This window comes from Mammaliicoccus sp. D-M19, assembly GCF_022386695.1.
GTDB classification, from domain to species: Bacteria; Bacillota; Bacilli; order Staphylococcales; family Staphylococcaceae; genus Mammaliicoccus; species Mammaliicoccus sciuri.
In genome coordinates, this window is record NZ_JAJNHW010000001.1 from 810,903 (window position 1) to 835,917 (window position 25,015).

Annotated in this window: 24 protein-coding genes; 8 read left to right on the forward strand and 16 right to left on the reverse strand. The window is 32.2% G+C overall.

Annotated elements, in window-relative coordinates; translation table 11 throughout:
• Positions 1–2: 2 nt before the first annotated feature.
• On the reverse strand, positions 3–1,886 hold the full coding sequence (locus tag LQ675_RS04200; protein ID WP_084755225.1) for a BglG family transcription antiterminator: 1,884 nt from the start codon (positions 1,884–1,886) through the stop codon (positions 3–5).
• A 27-nt stretch (positions 1,887–1,913) separates the two neighbouring features.
• Positions 1,914–2,711, reverse strand: coding sequence for an SDR family oxidoreductase (locus tag LQ675_RS04205; RefSeq protein ID WP_048541729.1), 798 nt, complete (start codon positions 2,709–2,711; stop codon positions 1,914–1,916).
• 197 nt (positions 2,712–2,908) lie between these two features.
• Here LQ675_RS04205 and merA point away from each other — a divergent pair, with 197 nt between their 5' ends.
• Together merA and LQ675_RS04215 are read left to right on the forward strand one after the other, a co-directional pair.
• Entirely contained in the window at positions 2,909–4,231 is a 1,323-nt protein-coding gene (gene merA / locus LQ675_RS04210; RefSeq protein ID WP_107610434.1) for a hypothiocyanous acid reductase MerA, read from the forward strand.
• Between the two features lie 84 nt (positions 4,232–4,315).
• A complete protein-coding gene (locus LQ675_RS04215; protein ID WP_048541725.1) occupies positions 4,316–4,882 on the forward strand; it encodes an ATP-dependent Clp protease proteolytic subunit in 567 nt (188 codons plus the stop codon).
• A gap of 411 nt (positions 4,883–5,293) precedes the next feature.
• On the opposite strand, the gene LQ675_RS04220 is transcribed toward LQ675_RS04215, so the two are convergent.
• Positions 5,294–5,908 (reverse strand): TetR/AcrR family transcriptional regulator, encoded by a 615-nt coding sequence (locus LQ675_RS04220; RefSeq protein WP_048541723.1) that lies wholly within the window; start codon positions 5,906–5,908, stop codon positions 5,294–5,296.
• Positions 5,909–6,067: 159 nt separating this feature from the next.
• On the opposite strand from LQ675_RS04220, the gene LQ675_RS04225 reads away from it, so the two are divergent.
• Positions 6,068–7,363, forward strand: coding sequence for a YhgE/Pip domain-containing protein (locus LQ675_RS04225; protein ID WP_048541721.1), 1,296 nt, complete (start codon positions 6,068–6,070; stop codon positions 7,361–7,363).
• Between the two features lie 186 nt (positions 7,364–7,549).
• Here the strand turns inward: LQ675_RS04225 and mhqD are convergent, their stop codons facing one another.
• The 4 genes from mhqD to LQ675_RS04245 all read right to left on the reverse strand — a co-directional run bounded on the left by mhqD (position 7,550) and on the right by LQ675_RS04245 (position 10,253).
• The gene (gene mhqD, locus LQ675_RS04230) at positions 7,550–8,140 is read right to left on the reverse strand and encodes a methylhydroquinone degradation carboxylesterase MhqD (protein WP_048541719.1); all 591 of its coding nucleotides are present in this window, start codon (positions 8,138–8,140) and stop codon (positions 7,550–7,552) included.
• A gap of 20 nt (positions 8,141–8,160) precedes the next feature.
• Positions 8,161–8,766, reverse strand: a complete 606-nt coding sequence (locus LQ675_RS04235; RefSeq protein ID WP_107602331.1) for a flavin reductase family protein — start codon at positions 8,764–8,766, stop codon at positions 8,161–8,163.
• Between the two features lie 20 nt (positions 8,767–8,786).
• Positions 8,787–9,749, reverse strand: coding sequence for a ring-cleaving dioxygenase MhqE (mhqE, locus tag LQ675_RS04240; protein WP_107602332.1), 963 nt, complete (start codon positions 9,747–9,749; stop codon positions 8,787–8,789).
• 72 nt (positions 9,750–9,821) lie between these two features.
• A complete protein-coding gene (locus LQ675_RS04245; RefSeq protein ID WP_048541713.1) occupies positions 9,822–10,253 on the reverse strand; it encodes a MarR family winged helix-turn-helix transcriptional regulator in 432 nt (143 codons plus the stop codon).
• Positions 10,254–10,470: 217 nt separating this feature from the next.
• Here LQ675_RS04245 and LQ675_RS04250 point away from each other — a divergent pair, with 217 nt between their 5' ends.
• Positions 10,471–11,376, forward strand: a complete 906-nt coding sequence (locus LQ675_RS04250; protein WP_239726592.1) for a PLP-dependent cysteine synthase family protein — start codon at positions 10,471–10,473, stop codon at positions 11,374–11,376.
• On the forward strand, positions 11,369–12,511 hold the full coding sequence (locus LQ675_RS04255; RefSeq protein ID WP_107602333.1) for an aminotransferase class I/II-fold pyridoxal phosphate-dependent enzyme: 1,143 nt from the start codon (positions 11,369–11,371) through the stop codon (positions 12,509–12,511). The genes LQ675_RS04250 and LQ675_RS04255 overlap by 8 nt, the downstream gene beginning before the upstream one ends.
• 616 nt (positions 12,512–13,127) lie before the next feature.
• On the opposite strand, the gene norA is transcribed toward LQ675_RS04255, so the two are convergent.
• Positions 13,128–14,273 carry a multidrug efflux MFS transporter NorA gene (gene norA, locus LQ675_RS04260; RefSeq protein WP_048541708.1) on the reverse strand — a complete coding sequence of 382 codons (1,146 nt, stop codon included), beginning with the start codon at positions 14,271–14,273 and terminating at the stop codon, positions 13,128–13,130.
• 153 nt (positions 14,274–14,426) lie between these two features.
• On the opposite strand from norA, the gene LQ675_RS04265 reads away from it, so the two are divergent.
• Complete coding sequence (locus LQ675_RS04265) at positions 14,427–15,242, forward strand: MerR family transcriptional regulator (protein WP_107602334.1); 816 nt, start codon at positions 14,427–14,429, stop codon at positions 15,240–15,242.
• 166 nt (positions 15,243–15,408) lie between these two features.
• Here the strand turns inward: LQ675_RS04265 and LQ675_RS04270 are convergent, their stop codons facing one another.
• The 5 genes from LQ675_RS04270 to LQ675_RS04290 all read right to left on the reverse strand — a co-directional run bounded on the left by LQ675_RS04270 (position 15,409) and on the right by LQ675_RS04290 (position 19,402).
• Positions 15,409–16,428 carry a DUF418 domain-containing protein gene (locus LQ675_RS04270; protein ID WP_048541705.1) on the reverse strand — a complete coding sequence of 340 codons (1,020 nt, stop codon included), beginning with the start codon at positions 16,426–16,428 and terminating at the stop codon, positions 15,409–15,411.
• A gap of 135 nt (positions 16,429–16,563) precedes the next feature.
• Positions 16,564–17,247: a hypothetical protein gene (locus tag LQ675_RS04275; RefSeq protein WP_048541704.1), complete on the reverse strand. Its 684-nt coding sequence runs from the start codon at positions 17,245–17,247 to the stop codon at positions 16,564–16,566.
• Positions 17,240–18,121: an ATP-binding cassette domain-containing protein gene (locus tag LQ675_RS04280; RefSeq protein WP_048541702.1), complete on the reverse strand. Its 882-nt coding sequence runs from the start codon at positions 18,119–18,121 to the stop codon at positions 17,240–17,242. Before LQ675_RS04280 ends, LQ675_RS04275 begins: the two co-directional genes overlap by 8 nt.
• Entirely contained in the window at positions 18,108–18,479 is a 372-nt protein-coding gene (locus tag LQ675_RS04285; protein ID WP_025905784.1) for a GntR family transcriptional regulator, read from the reverse strand. Before LQ675_RS04285 ends, LQ675_RS04280 begins: the two co-directional genes overlap by 14 nt.
• Before the next feature lie 221 nt (positions 18,480–18,700).
• Positions 18,701–19,402: an alpha/beta hydrolase gene (locus LQ675_RS04290; protein ID WP_239726591.1), complete on the reverse strand. Its 702-nt coding sequence runs from the start codon at positions 19,400–19,402 to the stop codon at positions 18,701–18,703.
• Between the two features lie 157 nt (positions 19,403–19,559).
• Here LQ675_RS04290 and LQ675_RS04295 point away from each other — a divergent pair, with 157 nt between their 5' ends.
• Together LQ675_RS04295 and LQ675_RS04300 are read left to right on the forward strand one after the other, a co-directional pair.
• Positions 19,560–20,162 (forward strand): DJ-1/PfpI family protein, encoded by a 603-nt coding sequence (locus LQ675_RS04295; RefSeq protein WP_239726590.1) that lies wholly within the window; start codon positions 19,560–19,562, stop codon positions 20,160–20,162.
• A gap of 42 nt (positions 20,163–20,204) precedes the next feature.
• The gene (locus LQ675_RS04300; RefSeq protein ID WP_239726589.1) at positions 20,205–21,104 is read left to right on the forward strand and encodes a macrolide 2'-phosphotransferase; all 900 of its coding nucleotides are present in this window, start codon (positions 20,205–20,207) and stop codon (positions 21,102–21,104) included.
• 39 nt (positions 21,105–21,143) lie between these two features.
• Here LQ675_RS04300 and LQ675_RS04305 read toward each other — a convergent pair whose 3' ends face one another.
• The 3 genes from LQ675_RS04305 to LQ675_RS14975 all read right to left on the reverse strand — a co-directional run bounded on the left by LQ675_RS04305 (position 21,144) and on the right by LQ675_RS14975 (position 24,899).
• A complete protein-coding gene (locus LQ675_RS04305) occupies positions 21,144–22,145 on the reverse strand; it encodes an XcbB/CpsF family capsular polysaccharide biosynthesis protein (RefSeq protein ID WP_239726588.1) in 1,002 nt (333 codons plus the stop codon).
• Positions 22,146–22,314: 169 nt separating this feature from the next.
• Positions 22,315–24,492, reverse strand: a complete 2,178-nt coding sequence (locus LQ675_RS04310) for a bifunctional glycosyltransferase/CDP-glycerol:glycerophosphate glycerophosphotransferase (protein ID WP_239726587.1) — start codon at positions 24,490–24,492, stop codon at positions 22,315–22,317.
• Between the two features lie 278 nt (positions 24,493–24,770).
• Positions 24,771–24,899 (reverse strand): hypothetical protein, encoded by a 129-nt coding sequence (locus LQ675_RS14975; RefSeq protein WP_275590018.1) that lies wholly within the window; start codon positions 24,897–24,899, stop codon positions 24,771–24,773.
• Positions 24,900–25,015: the final 116 nt, after the last annotated feature.

A 25,015-nucleotide genomic window follows, 5' to 3' on the forward strand; every position in this document is an offset into this window, starting at 1 on the left:
AACTAACCTCCGATTTCTTTATTTAGTATATGTGCAAGCGATATATAATCCGTATCACGATTGATTTTTTCAATGATATAACTGTTAGCTGTAATTGCTAATATTTCTTCATATAACCGAATTAGTACCGCTTCATTACCTTCATTTTCTGGTGTTGCTACCATTACAATAATTTTTACATTTTCATAATCTAATAGAGGTTCATCTAATATACAAAACTTCACCCATATATCATTTAGACTGTGGCTAGTATGAGGGAAGCCTAATAAACCAGTAATGGTAGATTTATTATCTTCTCTTTCTAGGATTCTATTCGAAAAGCTAGAATCTACTTTCTCTTCATCAATCATTTCAAGTGATAAATAGCGAATGACATCTTTGTAGTTCATTCTTTTACTAATATGATAAACATCAGACTCGTTTATAAAATCAACTAAAATACTATTATTAAATAATTGGCGATTATTAACATCTTTATATATTAGAAACTGCTCTATCTTAAGTTTCAAAGCTTGCTCATCTAAAATATTATCTACATAAATAATTTTATTGAATAATCTATTACTTTTTATTGTTGAAACTACTAAATCAAATTGATCTATATCATTCAATTGAATTTGATTTTCATTTATTACTTTCACTTGAATATCTTTACCAAAGATTCTTTCTAATTGCACTGTGACCAATTTTCCACTACTTAATCCCTGGTCTGTTATAAACGCAATCGTCTTTATTTCTTTTAACTTTTGTTCTAATTGCTGCAAGTAAACACTAAAATAAATTGATAAAAATCCAAGTTCATTTAAAGGAACTTCTATATCTAATTCTTTTTCAATATTTTCTGCAAGTACCTTTGATAATTCATAAGCAAATGGATATCTCTTTTTAACCTCATCTATTAAATCATTATGAATATTAATTTCGAATATGAGTCTATTAATAAGATATTTGATATGGAGTTTTATATCATTACTGAACAGTTGCTCATCTATTTTTATAGTGTAGTAAAAGTTAATGTCTTTAATAGTATTTTCAATAATACTATTAAGTATTGTCTGATCTTGTTCATTTATCATTTCATCAATAATTGAAGCTCTCCTACCTATAATTTGAAAAACGATTAGTAAAATTTCTAAATTTGGAAATACAACTTCATAATGCTTCTCAATATAATCCTTTATATCACTAACAACTTTGAAGTCTTCCGAATCATAAACTCTCTCGTCTATTTGAACATTTTGTTGAATATTAAATCCTTCGTCTAACCTAGTTAATATGACCTGTGTAGAAAGTCTTAATCTTCTATAACTAGTAGCGTCTAAGTTAAACTTCTCTTGAATATTTTTTAATATTTCATTTATACGTTCTGGTAAAATAGTACTTTTGTATTGATTTGGAAAACATTCAATCAATACTTTCCTTATTTCAATTTCAGTACCTTCGATTCTGAGTCCTACATTTTGAGTACCTTTAATTTCAACTTTGTAATTTTTTAATATATTTTTTATTTCTATCAAAGTATTATTAACGATACTTTTACTCAAATATAGCTCTTCAGCAATATCATCGATTGTGCAAATACCATTATTCAATAAATAATTAAAAACACTTTCCTCTCTAGCTTCTACTTCATGAATGCTTTTATTTATATTATTTTTTAGTTTTTGTAAAATATTAAAGAATACTGATTCATCTAATACTATCATCGATATTTCATGGTGATCTTTAATAATACTAATTGAGCCACCAAAATGTGTAAGTAATTGATTAATATAGTTAGATAAGGTTCTTTGAGATATAGAAAGTTGGTGGGCAAGTTTATCAGTTGATATATGTTCTTTCTGCAATACTTCTATTACTAATAAATGTTTTTTATTCAATAACATAACTTCCCCACCTTTCTATCTCTTAATTTAACCTCTTGATTTACCACCAGAAATGTTAATTGTTGTTCCCGTAATATAGCTCGATTTATCTGAGCTTAAATAACAAACTAAATCAGCTACTTCTTTTAATTCTCCAACTCTTCTTAATGGTATAGATTTTGAATAATCACCATTAAGCTTATCGACAGTTGTATTTCTACTATAAGCTAATGCTTCCTCATATTGTTTAGTTCGTAATCCAGTTTCTTCTAATATTCCTGGAGCAATTGCTACAACTTTAATATTATATTTACCTAATTCTTTAGCCCAACTTCTTGTAAATCCGATTAATGCGGCTTTTGTAGCAGAATATATACTTTGACCTTCTGAGCCTTCTTGACCAGCTTCACTCGCAATATTAACAATAATACCTTTATTATTTTTGACGAATTGTCTACCTACCTCTTGGCTAAATAATATGGGTCCTTTTAAATTCACACCAAACATTAAATCTAAATCTTTCATATTTATTTCGTATTCTGGTTTTTCACCTTTAACATCCACTAATAATCTAGGTAAGTTTATGCCTGCATTATTAACGAGTACATCAATTTGAGATTGCTCTTCTAAAATTTGACTAACTGTACTTTGAACCGCTTCTTCATCTGTAACATCCGTTTGAATAAAATAATAATGTTCATTATCAATTGGATTATCTTTTAAATCTACATTATATACAATTGCACCATTTTCTAATAGAGAATTCACAATCTGTCTACCGATTCCAGATGTTCCACCTGTAACAATTATGACTTTACGTTCTATCTCTAACCAATTATTAGACATATCTTTTGCCTCCTATGTAATTTGTAAATTCATTATAGTATCAAACGCTTTCATAATTAATTTGGATTTTTATGCATAAATTTGAAAACGTTAAAATAATAGAAGTTTTGTTATCTCATATTGAAGCATCTTACACAGATTTACATTCCTAAAAGCGTTATACTAAATATAAATCATCACAAATGGAGGTTTTGTAAATGAAACGATTTGATATGTTGATTATTGGTTTTGGTAAGGCTGGTAAGACGCTTGCTAAAGATTTTGCAGGGCAAGGTCAGAAGGTCGCGGTTATTGAGCAGGATTCAAATATGTATGGTGGTACGTGTATCAATGTTGGTTGTATTCCTAGTAAGACATTACTCCACGAGAGCCTGGAACATCATTCGTTTTCTGAAGCGATGAATCGTAAGAAAGATGTCGTTGCTGCTTTAAATAAGAAGAATTTCAACAATCTTAATTCTGATGACAATATCGAAGTGTACACTTATAAAGCACATTTTAAAGATAACCATACGGTATTACTTTTAAATGAATCTAATGAAACAGTTGAAACGATTCAAACGGATAAGATTATCATTAATACGGGTACGCGTTCAAATATTCCAGAAATAGAAGGTATTGAGACTACTGAAAATATTTATGATTCTAAAGGCATAATGTCATTAGATCACTTACCTGAAACACTTGTCATTATTGGTGCTGGTTATATTGCATTAGAATTTGCGACAATCTTTTCAAAATTGGGCAGTAAAATTAAAATCGTCCATCCTCGTAAGCATGTATTAGTAACTGAAGATAAAGATATTGCTTCTCTTATTTATGACGAAATCGTCCGTCAAGATATTGAATTTATTGATGAAGCTGAAGTAACAGCCTTCTCTACTGAAAAAAATCGTCCTGTTGTGCATACTTCTCAAGGCGATATAACTGGGGATGCGGTATTACTTGCGACTGGTCGTGTGCCTAATACTGATTTAGCTTTAGAAAATACAGATATCGAACTTGGAGATAAAGGTGAAATTAAAGTTAATGAGTATCTACAAACTTCTGTAGACCATATTTATGCTGTCGGAGATGTTAAAGGCGGTCCTCAATTTACTTATATTTCATTAGACGATTACCGTATTGTTAAAGACCATTTAGTTGGCAAACAGCACCGCACAACTGAAAATAGAGGATATGTGCCTTACACAGTATTTTTAGATCCTCCACTTTCAAGAATTGGCTATACTGCAAGTAAAGCTAAGAAAAATGGGCACAATATTTTAGAAGGTCAAATTGAAGTGAAGAATATCCCTCGCCATAAAATTAATCATGATGACAGAGGTTTATTTAAAGTTGTTGTAGATGCTGATAGTAAACTCATTTTAGGTGCAAGTCTTTATGGTAAAGAATCTGAAGAATTGATTAACATTCTGAAACTTGCAATGGATCAACAAATTCCATATACCGTTTTAAGAGATAACATATATACGCACCCTACAATGGCTGAATCATTTAACGATTTACTTAATATTTAAATTTAGTCAAAATAGGTCAAATTATTTGAAATCAAAATCTTACTCGTTCACAATAGTAGTATCAATCATTATAGGAGTGATTTCATGTCTGAAGAAAAACATAACGAAAAAGATATACTTACTGAAAAATTATTAGAAACACGTACAGTTATTATTACCGGGGAAATCAATGATAAAGTGGCAAAAGAAGTCGGTAATCAACTATTACTATTAGAAGCAATGAGTGATGAACCTATCAATCTATTTATTTCAAGCCAAGGTGGTCATGTAGATTCAGGTTATTACATTCATGATATGATTAATTTCGTTAAACCAGAAGTTAATATTATTGGTTCTGGTTGGGTAGTAAGTGCAGGTGTTATTATTTATTTAGCTGGCAAAAAAGAAAACCGCTACAGTCTACCTAATACAAGATTCATGATTCATCAGCCTTCTGGCGGTGTACAAGGTCAATCTGTTGAAATGGAAATCACAGCTAAAGAAATTATTCGTACAAGACATAAAATTAATGAACTAATCGCAAGAGAAACTGGCCAAGATATTGAAAAAGTAGAAAAAGACACTGGCCGTGACTACTGGTTAAGCACACAAGAAGCAAAAGACTATGGGTTTATCAATAAAATCATTAAATCTCGCGATGAAATAAAATAAAGTAATATGAAAGGCAGGGGCTGCGTTAGTTGCCCCTGCCTTTTCTATATTTATATAATGTGAATGGATTGTATTAAGTGGATGACTGTGCGATATGTCTCTATTTTATAGCTTAGCGCACGATATCTCTTAGTCTTCGTGCGTTATGTCTCTATTTTATAGCTTAGCGCACGATATCTCTCAGTCTTCGTGCGTTATGCCCATATTTTGTACCCTTGCGCACGATATCTTACAGTCTTCGTGCGTTATGCCCATATTTTGTACCCTTGCGCACGATATCTCTCAGTCTTCGTGCGTTACACACTGATTTTGTACCCTTGCGCACGATATCTCTCAGTCTTCGTGCCCACAATCCAGTAGATTCTCTACCATCTCCCGATTATATTCATCTCATGATTATTTTCTTCTATATTACTTAATATTCTCATCTATCATACGTTTCATAATAGACAATGGTCCTGTTGATGCGATTGTTGAGACATAATTTACGAGTTCTTCTACGGATACGCGATTTTCATCTGATACCCAATATTTGATCATCGACATCATTGAACCTACTACATAACTTAAGTAATAATTTTCTGGAATGCCAAATACATCATCTTTATCACCTATTAAATGCTTAATATTACTTCTCACAATTTCTGCTAATTGTTCTTCGATTTGACTTTTACGTTCTAAGTTGAGAATCACTTGATAAAATTCTATATTATGCTCAATATGTGTAATGACTTTTTTAATGATTATATTCGCAAAGTCATGAATAAAACGGTCACTCGTCTTAGTAGATAAATCCATCTTTCTAATATCTACAAATCCTTTAATTTCCTCTATTTGTTCATTTTCCATTTCATCTAACAATGCATATTTATCTTCATAATTTAAATAAAAAGTTCCTCTATTAACATCTGCTAAATCTGAAATTTGTTGTATCGTAATACGATCAAGGTTATTTTCTTTTAATAACTGGATAAATGCTTTTTTAATTGCTCTTTTACTTTTTCTTACGCGTCGATCTTCTGCCATTTTTAACCATTCTCCTTATTTTAATGAACAATTTACATGTATTTGTTGATTAATAAACGTATCGTAAGCAATTGACGATTGTAAATATCTTAAATTCTATTATAATAAACAACGTTATTAATAATCAACACAATGTTCATTAATCAAGGAGGAAAAAATATGAATATTTTCAAAAAGAAACTTTTTTGGATGACACCTATTTTAGTAATCGTCATACTATTATTATTAGCGATCGCTTTTATTCCAGCATATAATCCAGAACCTAAATCAGTACCAATTGCAATTGTGAATCAAGATAAGGGTACAACAATGCAAGACAAAGATGTCAATATCGGGAAAACTTTTGCAGATAAAATTAAAGACAATAAAGATTTATCAGACAAAGTTGAATGGGTAGATGTAGATAGTAAGAAAGATTTAAAACAAGGCTTCAAAGACAACAAATATTATGGGGCATTAATTTTAGATGAAAATCTTTCAAAAGATTCTATGAGTAAAGTTCAAAAGACTGTTCAAGACGCAAAAATTAAAGAAATGCAGTCACAAATGAAAGAAAAAATTGAAAGTGGACAAATTCCACCTGAACAAGCTAAAAAAATGCAAGAACAAAACAAAGTTGAACCTGTTAAAGTTAAACAAGGGCAAGTTGAGATTATCGTTAACGAAGGTGCAAGCATGCAAGGTGCACAACTCGCGAATACAATGTTAACGACTATCGGCGATCAACTAAATACACAAATTTCTAAACAAGGTATCCAAACTTTAGATAAAATGGATGTCGACGTTTCAGCTTCAGATATTCAAGGTATCACAAATCCAATTAAAGTGGATAAAACAAACATGAACGCTGTTAAATCACATCAAGCTAACGGAAACTTACCACTCTTAATGTTCACACCAGTATGGTTAGCATCATTAGTTGGCTCAGTTGTTCTATTCTTCTCATTCAGAACAAGTAATAATATCACAATTAAAGACCGAATTATCGCTTCACTTGGCCAATTAGGCGGCGCTATTGTTACAGCATTAATCGGTGGATTTGGATATATTTACTTTATGACGCACGTATTAGATGTAACAATTCATGAACCAACTAAAATCGGTTTATATATTTCAATCGCGATCCTTGCTTTCATCAGTCTAATCTTAGGATTTATGACATGGTTGGGTGTCAAAGCTATTCCATTATTTATGGTATTGTTATTCTTTAGTATGCAACTCATTATGTTACCAACACAAATGTTGCCACAATTTTATCAAGACTATATGATTGGATGGAATCCATTTAGACATTATGCAGAAACATTAAGAGGACTATTGTATTTACACCACGATATCGAACTTAATAGTACAATGTGGATGTTTATAGGCTTTATCATCTTCGGTGGTGTATCAGCTATATCAGCAGCTATTATTAGAAAACATAGCGAAAAAAGAACAGAAGTACCATCATAAAAAAAAATCTCATGTGACTGAATCATTCAGTGCCACATGAGATTTTTTTTATGTTATTTTTTCTCTTTGAATCCTTGCGATTTTGCGTGCTAACGATCTTGTTTTCTACTCTTGATCGTTAGCCACTCCCTACTACTACTCCCCCTCACACAAGAAAAGACCAGCTCGGTTGAGCTGGTCTTCTTTTTATAATATTTCTTTAGCTTTAAGTACCGCTTCTTGCGTAATTTCATGACTGTTAACCCATGCTTCTGTCACTGTTGCGTTGCGTTCTTTAAATATTTCTATCACGCGCTCGCTTTGTGCGTTTGTAACGATTGGATCTCTTGCCCCCATTGATAAAAAGACATTAAAATGAGATAAATCTTTATGATTATTTTCTAAATCTAATGGATAAAGTGGTGCAAAGAGTAATGCTTTTTGAAATGGTGTTTGTTCTCTTAATATGAGATTAATCGCCATATTAGAACCATTAGAGAATCCAACTGGAATAACATCTTCTAAGTTAAAGCCATATTCTTTAGATGATGCTTCTATAAATTGATACAGTTCTTGTCCTCTATATTCTAAATCTTCTAAGTCATATTGCCCTTCTCCGAGTCTTTTGAAATATCTAGCCATACCATTTTCAGATACTTCACCTTTAACACTCAAAATACTATAAGTCGGGTCAAGCATTTCTGCTAATGGTAATAAATCTCTTTCATCTCCACCTGTTCCGTGAAGTAATAGAAATACTGGTGTACCTTGTGCACCTTGTTTAAATATATGTTTCATATTTACTATCTCCCATCATATTATGGTCTTTCGATTGTGAATGTGTGTCCAATTTCTGCATAATTATTCCCTGCAAGTCTGCTTACCGCATTGAGCTCTTCTTTATTAATATAGCCATCATTATAAATACGCTCATCAAAATGATAATACTTCACCTCTAGCAGTAATAAATCTGAAATAGGTTGTCCATCTTTTTCGATCACAATATCATCATATAGAACCGCTTCAAATCGAACTTTACTTTGCTTTAAGCCTTTCACAGAAACTTCAACTGAATCTACTGTTTCAAAATTCGTACGTTCGAGTTCACTCTCTTCATGACTGAGTAGAGCTGCAGTTTGATTGGCATCACGCACATTATCTGTATCTACAATATGCACGACCGCTTCTTTATTCTGAACGATATTTCGTGCAGTATCTTTCATTTCACCATTCACTCTTTGTACTGCAACGGAAAGAATCGGTGGGTCTGAAGATACAACATTGAAAAAGCTAAACGGCGCTATATTCAATACGTTATCATCTGATTCTGTCGTTACTAATGCAATTGGTCTAGGAATAATAGATCCTATTAACAATTTATAGTTTTCTTTTTGCGATAAGACTTCTGGTCGTATCTCCTTCATCTTAGCCACACCTTTTCTTATTAATGTTTTCTACTAGTATCAAAAGCTTTAATTTCAGATTCAATGTAGTCACGTTTTGCTTCTAAGAATGGTGGTAATGCAAGACTTTCACCTAATGTTTCATAAGGTTCATCTCCCATAAATCCTGGTCCATCAGTTGATACTTCAATAAGAATATGACCGATTCTTGCGTATAGCGCTTCAAAATAATATCTATCGACATTACCTGAGTTACCAATACGAAGTTCGTTATATTTTTCTTCCCATGCTTTAATCGCTTCATGGTCTTTCAATCTGAATGATACATGATGTACTTCACCATAACCTTGTCTTGCTTCAGGACCTTGGTCGTCTTTTCTCAAAATAACTTGACCACCGTTACCGCCTTCACCAACTTCTAACAATGTTACGTTATCTTCTTCAATAATTGGTTTCATACCGTAAACTTGTTTCAGTACAGATTTGAAATCTTCATAATAGCTCACTGTAATTTCAATTGGTCCTAAACCATAAATCGCTTTATCTTCAGGTACTGGACCATTTTTCCAAGGAATACCTGGTTTAACACCTTCATTTAATTCATCTGAAATTAATTGATATCTTTGGCCATCTTCTTCTTCAAAAGGTAATACCTTTTTACCGAATAGATCTTGGATACCATCATGTTTAACGCCAAATTCTTCAAAGCGATTTAAATAATATTCAAGCGCTGCATCGTTTGGCACTCTGAATGCTGCACGGCTAATTGAATTTGTACCACGACTACCTTTCGGGTTATTTGGAAAATCAAAGAATGTCATGTCTGTACCTGGAGACCCTTGATCATCTGCGAAAAATGTATGGTAAGTATATATATCATCTTGGTTTACTGTTTTCTTAACTAAACGCATACCTAGTACTTGTGTGAAAAATTCATAGTTTCTTACTGCATCATTTGTCATTGCAGTTACGTGATGGATACCGATAAGTTCTGGTTTACTCATTATAGTTTCCTTCTTTCTTTATTTTTATTTCGAATTCGAAATAATAAGTTGTAAAAAAATTTGCGCTATCCACTACTCAGTAGAATTTGCGCTTATTTTTTTAAGTGCTCTACGAAAAATCGCAAGCTCTTCGTCATCTAATATCGAAAATGCTTTTTCAATTGTTTCGGCATGTTGTGGAAAAATACGTTCCATCAATTCATGGCCACTTTCAGTCAGAACAGCATACATAATACGTTTATCTTGCTCATCTTGTCGACGTGTTACATATCCTTTCTTAACAAGTTGATCGATGACGTAAGTTGTACTGCTGCTTGCGATTAAAATGCGTTGTTTTACTTTTTGAATAGGCTGATCACCTTTATGATACAAAAGTTCCATTACAGCAAATTCAGTAATATTTAAACCGTAGTTTTTCATATCTTGTTTAACAATACGATCTAACGTATCATTTGTACGTTTTATACCTACTAGCGCTTTTAATGATTCTTTCGTTCTATCCATGTTCATCACCTATTCAAATATTATTTCGATTTCGAGATAACTATAACGCCCTTACTAATAAATGTCAATAGTTTTGAGTATAAAAAATATACTAACTTTGTTTTTATTATATTTTCAATATTCTAACAAATTTAATTTAGTTGATTTTTAATAATGTTTAACCTATAATTCTTATTGAAAAACTAAGGTATTTATTAATTTATATTGGGGTAATGGGATGAAAGCATTCGATTTAATCGGGAATACACCACTTGTCTTATTGGAACATTACAGTACAGACAACGTGAAAATATTTGCGAAATTAGAAAGTTATAACTTAGGTGGCAGCATTAAAGATCGACTAGGCAAGCACTTGATAGAACATGCACTAGCTGAAGGTAATATTCATTCTGGAGATACGATAGTTGAAGCCACTGCCGGTAACACAGGTATAGGACTTGCTATCGTAGCGAACCGTTACAATATTAACTGCGTTATCTTTGCACCTGAAGGCTTTTCTGAAGAAAAAATGAATATCATGAAAGCTTTAGGGGCAGAAGTAAGAAGAACACCACGTTCTGAAGGTATGTTAGGTGCCCGTCAACAAGCACAGTCCTACGCTGAACAATACGGCGCTTATTATATCAATCAATTTGAAAATGAAGAGAATCCACAAGCATATATTCATACTTTAGCGACAGAAATTCTTGAACAATGTCCAGACATCACACATTTGATTGCTGGCGCTGGTTCTGGCGGAACTTTTACAGGAATGGCTTCAGTCATGAAAGAACATCAAGTACGTAATATCATTGTAGAACCTGAAGGAAGCATTCTTGCTGGTGGCGAAGCGCATGCTCACGATACTGAAGGTATTGGCGTTGAAAAGTGGCCACCATTTCTAAAGAGAGATTTAATCGATGATATTAAAGTCATTTCAGATCAAGATGCATTTACAAATGTATCAGGTCTTGCACTAAATGAGGGTATTCTTGCTGGTAGTTCATCAGGCGCAGCATTACAGGCAGCAATAGACGTTTCAAAACAAATTGAACAAGGACATATCGTCGTCATTTTTCCTGATGGCAGTGATAGATATATGTCTAAAAATATATTTAATTATGGAGGAAAAGATTATGAATAAAAAAACATTACTCATCCATGGTGGTAAAACAACAGATGCATATACAGGTGCGGTAACAACACCAATTTATCAAACAAGTACTTATGAACAAGACGGAATCGGAAATTTAAGACAAGGTTATGAATATTCTAGAACAGCTAACCCTACTCGTACGGCATTAGAAACATTAATTGCGGATTTAGAACACGGTACAAATGGTTATGCTTTCGGTTCTGGTATGGCAGCAATCTCAGCAGTCATCATGTTATTAGACAAAGGTGACCATATTTTAATTAATTCAGATGTATACGGTGGTACTTACCGTGCATTAACAAAAGTATTCTCTCGCTTCGGTATTAATTTTGATTTTATCAATACAACTGATGTAAGCAATATCGAATCTTCTATTAAAGACACAACTAAAATGTTATTTATCGAAACACCATCAAATCCGTTACTTCAAGTAACAGATATTAAAGCAGCAAGTGACATCGCTAAAAAACATGACATGTTAACTGTTGTAGATAATACATTTATGACACCTTATTACCAAAATCCATTAGACCTAGGTGCTGATATTGTTCTTCACTCAGCTACTAAATACTTAGGTGGACATAGTGATGTTGTTTCAGGATTAGTCGTAACAGCTAACGAAAGCCTTGGAGAAAGAATTGGTTTCATCCAAAATTCAACTGGTGGTATTTTAGGACCTCAAGATAGTTATTTATTAACACGTGGTATCAAAACATTAGGTTTAAGAGTAGAACAAATTAATAGAAACGTTAAAGAAATCGTAGCATTATTAAACAAACATGAAAATGTTGTTAAAACAATTCATCCATTAAACGAAGACCATGTGAACCGTGACATTCACTTCGAACAAGCTTCAGGATACCCAGGTATCATTTCATTTGAAGTCGCTGATGTTGAAAAAGCAAAAGAAGTGATTAAACATACAAAATTATTCACATTAGCAGAAAGCTTAGGCGCAGTAGAAAGTTTAATTTCTGTACCAAGTCTTATGACACATGCATCAATACCGGCAGAAATTCGTCATAAAGAAGGTATCGCAGACGGCATGATCCGTTTATCTATCGGTATAGAAGATACAGAAGACTTAGTAGAAGACTTAAACCAAGCATTAAATCAAATATAATAAAAAGAAAGGCTGAGACAGCGGAAATTGACCGCTATCTCAGCCTTTTTTCATATTTGAGATGTGGTGGAAGCATGTATTTGGTGAGTGATGGAGGTATTTGAGGAAGCGTATGTTGCTTGTTTGGGCTGTCTTGCAACATACGGGCGAGCTATGTTGCTTGTTTGGGTAGTCTTGCAATATTCACGGCTCCAACATTGCTAGTCACCCTCCACTTGCAATATTCGAGGTTCCTATTTATCTTGTTTGGTCAGTCTTGATAAATACAGCACTTCTATTTATCTTGTTTGATCAGTCTTGATAAATACAGCACTTCTATTTATCTTGTTTGGTCAATCTTGATAAATACAGCACTTCTATTTATCTTGTTTAGTCAGTCTTGATAAATACAATGCTTCTATTTATCTTGTTTAGTCAGTCTTTATAAATACAGCACTCCTATTTATCTTGTTTGGTCAGTCTTGATAAATACAGACCTCCTATTTATCTTGTCGACCCCATTTCTATAATTACAAACCTCTCTATCCATCACACCATCCCCAATACACTCCTCACCCCATTTACTTCTCCCAAAAAGAAAGTCAGGGACATCACGCGAGATGTCCCTGACTTTTTATTAGAATTTTAATTTATCTGGTCTATAGAATGCGATGATAATTGAAGCGATGATAAAGAATGCCATGGCAATAAATAACGGGAAGTCGATTTTAATATCGAATGCTGCTCCGGCTACTAATGGTCCTATCAAGTTACCAACACTTGTGGCTGCTGAGTTCAAGCCACCTGCTGTTCCTTGGTTATTACCTGCTAATTTAGAGAAATAGTTCGTCATAGATGGTCTGATCAAATCAAATCCTATAAATATTACGAAACTGACTAACATCACAGTAATATAGTGAGAAGCATATACAAAAGCTCCTAGAATTAACACTGAGTAGATTAATGAGAATAGCGTTAATTTAATTTCACCGATCTTACCGACAAGTTTCTCGAATAAGAATAATTGGAATATAACCCCTACTATTGCTCCGCCTGTAATCGCGATAGAAATATCTTTCGGTTCAAAGCCTACTTTCTCTGCTGTATATAATGAGAACATTGTTTCGGTAGATGCTAAACCGTAAGACAATATCAACATAATGATGACCGGTACGACAAACAATTTATATGGAAATGGCTCTTTGACTTTAGGACGTGCTGTTTCATTTGAATCATCGTCACTTGCTTCTTTTAAAAGGAATACTGAGAATAACAAAGCGATGATTCCAAGTGCACCAGCAAAATAAAAAGGCATTCTATGCGAAATTTCTGCTAAGAATCCTCCTACACCTGGTCCAACTATGAACCCTGTATTAATAACGGCTGACATATAACTAAAGTTCTTTGCTCTATTTTCTGAAGTTGATAAATCACCAATCATACCATTTACACCAGGCATGACAAACGCTGCACTAATGCCACCTAATACTCTTGAAACTAAAAGTATTGAAAATGTATTACCCATTGCGAAAATAAATTCTGAAATGGAGAATAACAGCAGGCCGATAATGATAATAATTTTTTTGCCAAACTTATCTGCAAATCGTCCTCCAAACGGCGAAGCGATCATTTGGAACATTGCAAATACTGCGACCAGCATGCCTAAATCACTTCCATTTAAATCTAAATCATGCAAAATTGTAGGTAATACTGGTATGACAATACTAATACCTAAAAACATTAAAAATATATTAAAATATAAAACGTTTAACTTATTATTCATTTTAGACCTCCTTCTTCATTACTTTTATAAATATTAAGTGATTTTCACTATATTCTAATCTATTTATTTTGATTTGCATAACATAATGCAATCTTTAATATATACAATTTATAGTGTATAGTAACTATACAGTCAATAGGAGGAACTTAATTTATGCAAAAAATTAATCAAATACCTATAAGTGAGTTTGCAAGCTTAACAAATGTTAGCCGTCAGACACTCATATACTATGATAAAATCAATCTTTTTAAACCAGATTATAAAAATGAAATTGGGTACCGATATTACTCCATTAAACAAATTGAACTTATAAGTGTGATTACTTTATTGAAAGAACTCGGCATGCCATTAAAAGAAATTAAAGAATACACACAAAATAAATCACCTGAGCACTTTTTAAATTTGATGACACAACAGAAGAAAACGATCCAAGAGCAGAAGAAACATTTAGAATACAATGAAATGATCATTGATAGTAAGATTCAACTCATCAGAGACGCAATGGAAACATCCTTTGATCAAATTGAAATTGAAGAATATGATGAAATGACTTTCTATATCAGTGACAACATCGCGAATGCTTCAGAACTCGATTTCTTAATTTCGATTAACCAGTTTATTGATGAGCTGAAATCACACGAAATTTTTTCTAGTCAGCCAATTGGTGTCGTAACGCATAAAAATGATATTTTAAGTGGTAATTATTATCATTATAGTTACCTTTACGTGAATATCCCAAATTCTAAAAAGCACTACAAAAATACCGTTACGTTAAAAGGTAAATATTTAGTCGGTTATTATATAGGCATTGATGAACATGTTGAAGAAGCGTACAACAAAATGTTAAATAAAATCGGTAAATTGAATTTAACAATGGGTGAATATGTATATGAAGAATATGTATTTGATTCAGTTATTAAAAATAATGAGAATGAATATATCACTAAAATTATGATTGAAATCATATAAAAAAGGGAGCGGGACAGAAATCTAATTTATAAAAAAAGATTTCGTAGTCCCGCCCCGGCAAGGATGACTAGAGTTGAAAAAGCTTGGTACAAGCGCATTTCAATTCAGTCATCTACTGCCAAGATACTACAAGAGACTGAGACATTACATTATGTCCCAGTCTCTATTATTTTATCGGAAACATCTTGAAATAAGTACCGATTTTCCACAAGTATTCTAACGGACCATATTTAAAGTAACTTAGCCATAAACTTGAGAATATTAACTGTATCACAAGAATGATTAAACAAAGATTCGCCGTATGGATTAAACGACAATTTGATAATCCTAATCCATAGCTAAATAATAATATCAATAACGTCTGCCCGATATAATTCGTAAGTGCCATTTGCCCATACGTTCTTAACGGTTTCAATAATTGTTGCACGACTTTATATTGTAACAACGTGACGAGTACACTAAAGTAACATATCGTCATAATTGGACTCAAAATTAAAATCAATTGATTCGTTAAAGCATATTGTTTCAAATATTGTGCTTCAGTAATACCTGTATATTTAATCGCTTGGTAAGAAGCGCCAACGTAGATTTGATTTAAGTAATAGATGCCGATTACCGAAATGATCATCGTCAATAGCGCAATAATGGCATAATACTGTCTATGTTGGTACATTTTTTGATGTAGACCAAATTGGGCAAATGTTAAACCTAAAGTGAACAGTGGAAGCGGCATTAATATTTTACCGCCCAATCCAATCGCTACAGATAAGAGTATCATACCGATTGCGAAATTCACCCATTTATTCACTTTAAACAGTGGTAGCAATACTAAACCAAATATAGCGTAAACAAGCAATACCTCTCCCGGTTGGAGTTGCATATGTCCTAAACCTAACAGTGCCAATATTACAATTCTTCTCAAATAAATTACATATGGTTGCTCACTTTTTTCTTTCGCACGATTGATAAAAATATAAAAACCAACACCAAACAAAAATGAAAAAATCGACATAAACTTTGATTCAATAAATATATCTAAAAACTTCTGATAACGAACTTCTAATAATGAAAAATCAAATGGTACTTGTATAATGCTCGAAACATTAAGAAAAATAATACCTAATAAAGCAAATCCTCTAATATAATCTAATTCATAAATACGATGATTCGATGCAGTTGGATTCATAACAAATGCCTCCCTTAATTCCTTGTTATAATTTATCATTTATACAAAGAAATACAACGAACAATATTGTCACATGCCCTGTCACATCGCATTATAAAAGGCTAGGACAATTCAAGTTGTCCTAGCCTTTTACTCCTATGCCTTCAATCTTGCTTGAATCATAATTGGATATATACATAATGCTGATATGATTCCAATTGCGCCTAATATATGAAACATTTCATAAATATGTTGATATACCCATTTGAAGAATGGCGTGAAATCACCGAGTACAAACCAGATAAATACGATGACACCTAGAAATAGTACACCGATCATTGTTGGGATAACACCTATGCGATAAATAATCGCACCGAGTAAGAAACAAATTCCTGCGATAAACAATATAGCTAAGAAATCCACCCACATACTATCCAATCCACTAGCGTTAGGCAGTATATCCGATATTCTCATAAGTGTTACGTCGCTATTTGTCACACTTGCTACACGTTCTAATATAAAGCTAATCACTTCTTGAATGATAAGCATCATAACTATAAATATAATGTAACTTAGCCATAAACTTACGATATACTGTCTTCTTGTCGCACCAAGTTCAATTGATGATTTAAGTGGATCACCAAACATGAATAATGGTAAGAAACCTAATATACCGTATACCGGTCCAGATAATAAAGGATTAAATGAATCTGATGGTTCAATATAAAATCCAATTACAAAGTATATCGCGGCTAAAACGACAAGTACGATACTAAACGTATATAATTGTACTTTTAGTTCTTTAAAGATAATCGAGAAAGACCCTTTTAAATCACCCATGATTAGCCTCCTTTGTCATTGTCATATTTACTAAATAATCTTGAATACTTGCTTTATCAACTTTCACATTCAACGCTCTACACTGTTCTTGTAATGCTGCATCATAAGGGATATCCGCCATCACTTTATGCTGACTCATAATCGTTGATTGCTCGATAATAGCATCCTTAGAAGTAATTTGATGGATATCCTCTAATTTACCAACTAATATCGCACCTCTAGATTGAAAGTATTCAATCGGTTCATGTAACTTCACACGATGATCAGATATAACAATGAGCTTTTCACATATCTTCTCAATTTCTTTAATATGATGAGAAGCTATCATAATATATCTCGGATCCGCTTCGAACGATTCTCTCAACGCTTGTGTAAACAACTTTCTCATATAAGCATCTAATCCGTTTGTCGGTTCATCTAACATTGTCACAGGTGCATGACTTGCAAGCCCAATTACACTTTGAACCATTGACTTCATACCTTTAGAAAAGTTTCGAATCTTCTTCTTTCGTGGTAGTTCAAATAAATCTATTAAATAATCCGCTTCTTCTTGATCCCAATTGTCATTGAACATCGCTGCAAATTTCATCGCGTCATTTACATTCCATGACTTTCCAAAGAAGTGATTCTCTCTTAAATACGTAATTTGCTTTGAAGCTTCTGCATTGTTATAAGGTTTATAGTTTAATATCGCTATGTCACCTGAATTTTGTTTTTCTTGACCTGACATGAGTTTCATTAACGTCGTCTTACCAGAACCATTTCGTCCCCATAAACCAATAATCATTGGTTCATCATCTTGAAGTGTTAAATCTTGAAGTACATATTCATCTTTATACTTAAACGACATGTTCTGAATATCAATGATTGTCATAGTCTTGTTCCACCCTTCTTATGAGTTCTTCCTTACTTATATTAAGTCTCTTAGCTTCTTTAACCATGTTTTGGATATAAGAGTTTGAGAAGTCTTGCATTCTTGTATTTACGAGCTTGTCGCGCGCATCTTCAGCTATAAATACACCAATCCCTCTCTTCTTAGCTACAATGCCTTCATCCATCAACAGTGCAATACCTTTTTGAGCCGTCGCTCTATTAATATTGTAAAAGTTTGAAAGTTCCGTTGTGGAAGGTATTTGTTCGCCTTCTGACAAAAGTCCTTCAACTAAATCATCTTTAATCATATCTGCAATTTGCAAAAATATAGGTGTATCTTCATTTAAAGTAGGTTTCATTTTTATTCTCCTTATCCTATAACATGATTTGTTGATTAGTTGTGTAATCAACTATAATATCATTCACGTTATTTGTCAAACATTCTTCATTTATTTCATTCGTCCTAAACGATGTTAACCCCTATTATATCAGCAATTCACGTACGTTAAATTTAATTATTTAAACAACAAAAAAGACTTAGACACCCCATCATGTCTAAGTCCCATATAGTTATATACATCTAAAACAACGTATAAATCGCTTTGTCGAAATATTTTTCAAAGTATTCATGTCTATGGATGCCTTCTTTATCTGTTATAAACGTTAAAGTTGACGCATCATTAACCAGCTTCTCTTTCACCAACTCAACCGCTTCATACGTATTCGGTACCATCCATTTTAAAATATTAGGATATTCTACCCCTTCTTGCTCACCTACATACCAATAAATATGACGTGGATACTCTATTGATTTACTATTTTTAATGAAATCTAAAAAGTTCGGATACCACATAGAAGCAGACATTAAGATATAGCTACCAAATAAGTGTGGACGTGTTAATAAAGCATATAATGACACTAACGCGCCGAATGATCCACCACCGATTGCTAAATATTCCGCTTCATCAAAGATATGATAATGTTCTTTAAGAAATGGTATTAATTCAAATTCCAACATATCTAAATATTGATTAGCATTTCCCGCATAATGTGCTTGATCAACTTTCTCTTCCCATGGTGTATACTCCCTATTTCTATCAACCGGTTCAATACCAACATACATAATATTTCTTGGCTTGTCTTCAATCAGTTTATTAAATATATAATCCCCATCTTGAACGATTACTGTCTTAAATGGTTTAGGATTTTCTTCATCATAACCAACTGGCATTGCCACCGTTACGAATCGATCATTCCATAAAAATTTTTGTACAACTTGCATAACTTTTCACTCCCGTTATATTCCCTTTTACAATTGAGAAACGTTATCATTTATTACATCATACCATAAATACCGTTAGTTATCATTTGCATATAAGATGTCTTTGTATCATGATAAAAATAATCTATAAATAAATTTAACAAGGGGTGTTATTTTTATGAAAAAAGCGCTAATCGTTCTTACAGAAGCATATGCAGATTGGGAAGTCAGTTACGTTGCTGCAGAACTCGCTATGTCGCACGGATTTGAAATCGATACAGTATCATTAGGTGAATCAACTGTGACATCTATCGGCCAATTGAAGACAATTGTTGACTATACAATAGATGACATTAAAGAGCCTTACGATGCTTTAATTATCATTGGCGGTAACAATTGGTCACAAATTGAAAATGAACAACTCGTACAACTCATTAAGACGTCATTAGGCAACAATATTGTTGTAGGCGCAATATGTGCGGCCGTTGACTTTTTTGCACGAAATAGTTTACTTACGGGATATAAACATACAGGAAATGATTTAAACCAATGGACGACAGAAGAGAACTACAAAGCCTATACAAACGCATTAGACTTTATGAATGAAGATAGTGTTATTGATAAGAACCTCGTCACAGCAAACGGATCCAGTGCAGTAGACTTTGCTTTTAATGTGATTCTTGCATTAGGACTTGTGGATTACAAAGAAGCTGAAAAACAAAAATACTTTTATAAATCAGGTTATGTATCTTATAAGATGAAATACGGAGAAATCGGATAAGAAACGAAGAAATATAAAAATAACCTTTAAGGAGCGCTCAATATGACACAACATGAAAACATTGTCACGATTGCCGCAGAATGTGGTTTAGATATTCAACCTGAATCCATTACAATAAACGAATCAGGACTTGATTTTCAAGTAGCATTTGCTGAAGATAGACATGGTGTTGAATGGGTATTACGTATACCTAGAAGACCAGAAGTGTATGAGCGAACAGATTCAGAAAAAGAAACCGTAGACTTCATACAACAACATGTATCATTTGAAGTACCTAATTGGCAAATTCATAAAGAAACTTTAATTGCGTATCCTAAACTAACAGGCGTACCTGCAGCTACAATTAATCCTGAATTACAACAATACGTATGGGAAATAGAACATAAACCCGTGCCTCAGAACTTTATTGATACACTGGCAGAAGTACTTGTTGATTTGCATCGAATAACAGACGAAGAACTCGTTTCAAGTGAAATTAAGACGACAACGATTCAACAAATTAAACAAGATTATCAAGAGCGTATGCATAAAGTGAAAGAAACGTTCGGAGTCTCCCCTGATTTATGGAATAGATGGCAAAAATGGTTAGATAGAGATGAGCTCTGGCCGAATCATGTCACGATGATACACGGAGACTTGCACCCAGGACATATTATGGTGGATAAAGAAGCAAATGTGACAGGTCTTATAGATTGGACAGAAGCCAGTCACGCAGACCCCTCCAATGATTTCATGGGACATCACCGTGTATTTGGCGATGAAGGACTAGATGATCTAATAGAAGCTTATGATAAAGCAGGCGGTAAGACATGGCCACATATGAAAGAACATATTATTGAATTAAATGCAGTATTCCCAATGTTTATCGCTGAATTTGCAATTGTCTCAAGAGAAGCGGCATATGAGAAAATGGCAAAGAAAGAATTAGGCGTTGAGGAATGAGATAACATCAAAAAAAGGTTAGCTCGTGTGAGCTAACCTTTAAATATGTGTTGCAAAGAAATTATTTAAGATGGTTAATTGTTCCGGCACGCTATTTCTTGAAACTTCAGGATGTGACATAATATGCTTATCTGCTAAGTTGATTTTGTAAATCTTATATGCATCAATACGATCTGTCTGTTTATAATACAATTCGACATTCTCACTACATATCACGTATTTCGTATATTCATTACCGTCATATAAATGCTGATTAATTGGAGGCACTAAATCATCATTTCTCAAATCCTTTAAAAACCTTCTATCTTTCTGCTCTAACGCACCACCAATATTAACAATTGGATCTACTGCTAAAGTATTCATATCCAGCGCCATACCATGATAAATCGCACCCGTACCGCCTTTAGAACCACCGTAAAGTACAACATGCTCTTTATCAATATTAAGTTCATCCATCACCTTTAAAATTGTACTCTGAATTTCCTCCTCATATTCAGGATAATTCATCGTACTAATATAATGCGAACGATGTGATACATTTAAATCCATTATTCTTAAAGTATAAACATTCTTAACAAGACTTCTTTCAATCCCATCAAAGAACTTAGGAAACATCCTGTTTGGAATCAACGAACTATCATATCGCTTAGCATCTGGCATACAAGTAAAAATAACAAGCAATTTCTTAGGTACCTCATCATTTAACTTCTTATTAGCAGGCTCATCTAGCGTATAGAATATATCCTTATGTCTGATTAAATCTTTTCTCTGGAACAATTCTTGAACATAAGAACGCTTATAGAACTTAGAAATCGTATTTTGATGAAAATATAAAATATAATCATTAGCCAAAATTTCTTTATACTTTTCATGAAGCTTACGATCCTGTCTAGCTAACTGAATAAAATTCGAATCACTACCCGTATCAATTTGAATACGCTTTTGATTCATAAAATCAATAGACTCACGAAGCGCATAGATTTCTTTAGGTTTATCACGAGCCTTCGTAACAAACCTTCCCTTATCAAACAAATAAGCCATAAATATCCCAACCCTCTATTTAGTATTATGTATTATATCTCTAACGACGTACCAAAAAAGAAATGTTTATTATAGCTTAACATAATGGGGAGGAAGATGAAGCAAGATACAAAAAACAAAGCCCATCAAATTAAAGATGGGCTTTGGAAGGAATATAGCTGCAACATTTTTATTTAATTTGAGTATTATTATTGAGTTCTTTATTAATTAACTCACCAATATACTTTGATGATTCCCCTTGTTCTAAGCTACAGAACCTTTCATAAAATTCATCTATTTTATCTTGATAAGATTCTTTAATTAAATCTATATCTTTCAAACTATCAGCTAAATCAAACGGATCTTCAATAATCGGTCCTGGTAAATCATTAACATAATCTAAATAAAATCCTCTTAAATTTTTATCATATTTTTCAATGTCATATGCAAAGAAGAATTGTGGTCTTTTCAAAATACCATAATCAAACATTACTGAAGAATAATCTGTAATTAAAGCATCAGTAATAAGATACAACTCTGAAATATCATCATAATCAGAAACATCAATTGCAAAGTTTTCATATCCAGATAAATCTATAGCATTCGATATTAAATAATGCATTCTTAGCAAGATAACATATTCTTCGCCAATACTTTCATAAAGATTTTCTAAGTTAATTTTCAACTCAAATAAGTACTGACCTTTCTTAATAAATTCATCATCTCTCCAAGTTGGTGCATACATTAAGACTTTTTTACCTTCTGGTATATTCACATTTTCTCTTATTTTAGAAATAAATTCTTCATCATTTGCATGTGTAACAAGTAAATCATTTCTTGGATATCCTATTTCTAAAACTCTTTCTTCATCCATCCAAAAGGCAGATTCAAATATTTCAGTAGAATAATGGTTAGGTGAAACTAAATAATCCCATCTCGAAGTTTCCATATGAAAATTTCTTTTATATTGTGGTGTCGTTGTATTTGGCATTCTTACAACTTTCATATCATTTGCTAATTTTTTCAATGGTGTTCCGTGCCAAGTTTGAATATATTTTTGATTGTCTTTCTTATTTAAAGCTAATGGCAGTCTTGCATTATTAACCCAAACTCTAGCTTTAGAATAAGCTTTATAGTACTCCAAAGATCCTTTTTTTATCTTCAAAGGATCACCTGGTATTACTGATTTACTAGGATTTTTAAGTATCCACACATACTGATTCTCAGGATAATTTTCAAGCATATATTCATAGATATATTTAGGGCTATCACTATAGTTTTTACCACCAAAGGCTTCAAAGATAACTACATTATTGTCAACATTTGATTCATTATCAAACAATGAATAGATAGCTTTGTTTTTATTTTTTGTTTTAAGAATGATACTTTTAAAATGTCTAGCATATTTTCTGAATTTATTAATTTTCAAAGCAAGTTCTGGCTTTTTCATTCGTAATAAGAACATTTCTGTTTGGAATAAATACTTACCTTCATTTAAACTAGGTGCTTTCAATTCTTTTGCTATTCTACTTAAAAGTTTTCCATGCTTTTGATATCGATATTGAACATCTCTATGCATAGGACTAAACTCTTTCATAATATATGTTTTCATTTGATCTATTAAAAATGTTCTATGGACTTTATTTTTATTTCTCTTCAATGAATCAAAGAAACTTTTTGCATAATCCACAAATAAAATATCAAACTCTTGTTCAGTTAATACTTTTCCTTTAAATGGATCATAAACTTCACCACGATAATAAAATGGGAAATTAAATATTCTAATAAATTCATCTACATGTGATGCATAATCAATAATAAATGAATTATCAGTATAAATTTCTAACTCTTCATTAAATTTGACATTATATTTTTTTGCGATACTTGTTTTAAAAATAATGTTGCAGGCTGAGTTCTTTCTCAAGAATGAATTAGCATTTGTTTCATATTCATATCTTTTTACTTTTACTACATTTTGGTTAATATATTGTGGTTTTCGTAATGTAAATTTATGAATAGGTGCAATTAATGCATCAAGTCCACCAATATTCTTTAAGTAATACCCAATTGCATAAGAAGCAAGTTGATCATCAGCATCTAAAAACATAAAGTAATCAGTATTTACATTCTCAATAGCTTTATTTCTTGCTTTTGCATGACCTTGATTCTTATCAAAATTAATAATTCGAACATCTTTATCATAAGTTTCTAATTCTTTTAATAATATTTCAGTAGTATTATCTTCTGAGCCATCATTAACAATAATCACATCAAAATCTTGATTTCTTTGATTTTTAAGACTTCTTATACAATCCTGAATATATTCTTCTTTATTGTAATATGTGATAATGACTGTTAATTCATTCATTCTATATCTCCTTATCTACTCTAACTAGTTATAAATTGGATTTACATTTAAAACTAAACATTTTAATTCAAGGAACCACTATCCTCAGAATAATTTTGAACTATTCTTCTTTATGTTTAATTTTTACAATTTTAAAATTTCTAATAACCTAAGAATGCAACCTTTCAATAAAGGTTGCTTATTGTCTATATTTTAATAGTTCTACATAAGTATCAGATTATTTAATACATTCATTTGATAATGAGTTACTATTTATAGCTATTTTAACTAATTACTTTCTATTCTAATTCTGCTTCTTTTAATTCTCCATCTCTAATTTCTATGTAATCTTGCATTATATTTTGAATATAAATCAAAATTGATATTGATACTAATGACATACTCATAACTTTTATAAATTTACTCATTATTAACCATCTTCCCTCAATATTTATATATCTAAAATCTTCTTTTATTTACCTCTATTTGTGAAAGTTATCGATATTTCTATGTAACCCCATACAAATTTAACACAATTTTTAAA